This window comes from Arthrobacter sp. SO5, from assembly GCF_020532805.1.
Taxonomy (GTDB): Bacteria; Actinomycetota; Actinomycetes; order Actinomycetales; family Micrococcaceae; genus Arthrobacter.
Map to the genome: position 1 here is coordinate 27,225 of NZ_MQTQ01000077.1, position 2,581 is coordinate 29,805.

Below are 2,581 nucleotides of genomic sequence, written 5' to 3' on the forward strand. Positions count from 1 at the left end.
TCGAGGCCGGCCCCGCCCACCGACTGGCCAGGCTCAGCGAGCTCATGATCAGCTCCGGATCAGTTGCCATGTCATGCCGCTCCCCCCTCATTCCTGCATGAACAGGTATCAGAGCGGAATTCCGAACCGGCCGCAACCCCAGGTCGATCTAAAGAACAATGAGCAAATCATGTTGTCGACGGCCCTCGCCACCATGAAGTAGTGAACGCAAAAAACCCGATGGAAGGACGAACGAGGATGAACACCCAGAAGAGACCCCACAAGGCGGCACCCGGTCCGCCGTAGTCAGCCGGTCCCCTACACAACCGAATAGGTCTATCCGGGACCCCACACACCCGGAACATCAGATCAGAGGCGGGGGTGTGGACACTGTCCACACGAGAAAAGCACCAAAAAGCCCCTGAACTGCGGAAACACTGTGCCCGAGGTGGGACTCGAACCGGACTCCAGCCCTTGCAAACACGGGCCTCCCGCCGAACATACGGAATCCGACCCAGTCCGGCACCGGTACGGCCCAGTCCGCGACCCAAAGTGTGGACACTGTCCACACCCCCAATTCTCCCCACCAAAGGCCCCCCAGCAAACTGCCGCACCCCGCATCGACAGGGCGCGGCGCTTCTTTGCCCTGAAAAACTTGATCCTGCTGGAGAAGTACAACCGCGGCTGCAGCAGGGTCCTGCCCGCGCCCGTTGCCGAGTCTCGGGCACGCAGCATGGCATGCTCAGCCTCTAGACTCTCCATCACGACGTCACCTCCCTTCAAGCCATTCATGATCCCATCGGCGCAACGCTGCATGACCGGGGAGCGCCCCCTTAAGACTCTGACCACGGACTAACAGAGCCACACGAAAACAACGGAACCCCCGGCGACGCCCCACCAGACGCCGAAAGCACGGTGCCAACGATCAAGGCCTCGCCCCCAACGCAGGACCAACTGCCCCACCCTGAACGGGCACACGTCTTGCGCTGGACACTTTGCGGGCTTGCGCCATCCGAGATTGGGCGCCATTCAAGCCGACACTGAAAGAGCTGCAATACTCGGACGATGGCCGTCTATTTTGAGTGCACAACGCGGACAAAGATGCCCCAATCGGAGCTATTTGACCTTGCCCGGAGCATCGACGTCCACAAAGACTCCATGGCGGAGTCTCATGAAGAGGCTGTAAATGGCGTGACGTCCGGTCTCATCTCTTTGGGTGAGGAAGTGACCTGGCGAGCTTGGCACTTCGGCGTTCCGTTTCAAATGACGAGCCGGATTACCGAGATGCAAATACCCGACTACTTCGTAGATGAGCAGGTTAAAGGTCCGTTCCGACGGTTCCGCCATGTTCATGAGTTCAGCCGGGACTCAGCAGGGACCACGATGGTGGGTCGCATCGAGTTCGCGGCACCGTTCGGACCCATGGGACGTCTGGCCGAGAAACTGGTGCTGGGCCGCTACCTCCAAAGGCTCATCGAGACGCGCAATCGACATCTTGCAGGTGCGTCGAGTCTCGAATAGATCGTCTAGGTAGCCGATCCCTCACCGCGAGACTTCAATCAGCGAGGCGTATGGACCTTGGCCCCGTCTGGCGAATGCGTCCTATTGCCGCGAAGAGCCAGGACCGTGACGGATGCAATAATCAATCGCACACATTCTTCCTGGTCACAGCCACAAGCGAGGCTCGGCAGGAACGAAAGTTCTGCCCAAGGAGTGTCCCCGTGTCCAACCCGGAACCAACTACATCCGCGGCCCCGAGCGAGCTGGTCTTCTCATTCGGCACCCTGTTGGATGAGAAGGTCCAGCAGTCGCTGTTCGGCTACCGGGTCAACATGCTCGAAGACTTCCTGATCGGGCACGGAACCACAGAAGTCGTCATCACCGACCTGGATGTCATCGCCAAGAGCGGCAAGAAAGTTCACCTCGGCCTCGTCCGCCGTGAAGGTGACACCGTATCCGGCGGGTTGCTCGCGCTAAGCCCTGACGAGCTGGCCGCAGCCGACGCATACGAGGTCGACGCCTACGCCCGCCGCCGCGTGCCCACCGGCGCCCACGGACAGGCCTGGTGCTACGTCTCAGCCGATCCTCTGGATGTGGCCGAACGCATTGCCCTGATCGGCGACAGCATCGCCTACGGGCGTTGCACCCGGGACGGCGGCTGGGCCGCCCGGGTCGCCTCGCGACACATCACCCGCGACGAGGAGAACAACCGGTTCTTCAACCTGGCCTGGCCCGGCGCCACCATGCTTGAGATCCTGGACGCCGCCGAGGCCGAGGTGGCCGCCCGCCGCGCGGACACGGTCCTGGTGGCGGCTGGCATCAACGACCTGCTCCACGCCGACGGACGTGGCGGGGCACAAGTGGGCCAGGATGTCATCGCCCGCTTGGAATCCTTCTGCGAAGCGATGGAACCCCAGGGACGGCGCGTGGTGGTGATGAGCCCGAACTGGGTGGACACCACCTTGGTCCCCTGCCTCGACCTGGGCGAGATCCTGGACTTGCGGGAGACGTTGCGGTCGTGGAGCGAGCGGACCTTCCGGGACTTCCTCGACACCTGGGACGTCTTGGCCGACCGCCCGGCCCTGTTCAGCGACGGCCTCCA

At 62.3% G+C, this 2,581-nt stretch carries 2 protein-coding genes; both read left to right on the forward strand.

Translation table 11 applies throughout. From position 1 onward, the window contains the following. Positions 1 to 1,044 precede the first annotated feature (1,044 nt). Entirely contained in the window at positions 1,045 to 1,500 is a 456-nt protein-coding gene (locus tag BJG92_RS14915; protein ID WP_232084781.1) for an SRPBCC family protein, read from the forward strand. A gap of 200 nt (positions 1,501 to 1,700) precedes the next feature. Further along, a partial coding sequence (locus tag BJG92_RS14920; protein WP_232084782.1) for a GDSL-type esterase/lipase family protein occupies positions 1,701 to 2,581 on the forward strand: 881 nt, incomplete at its 3' end.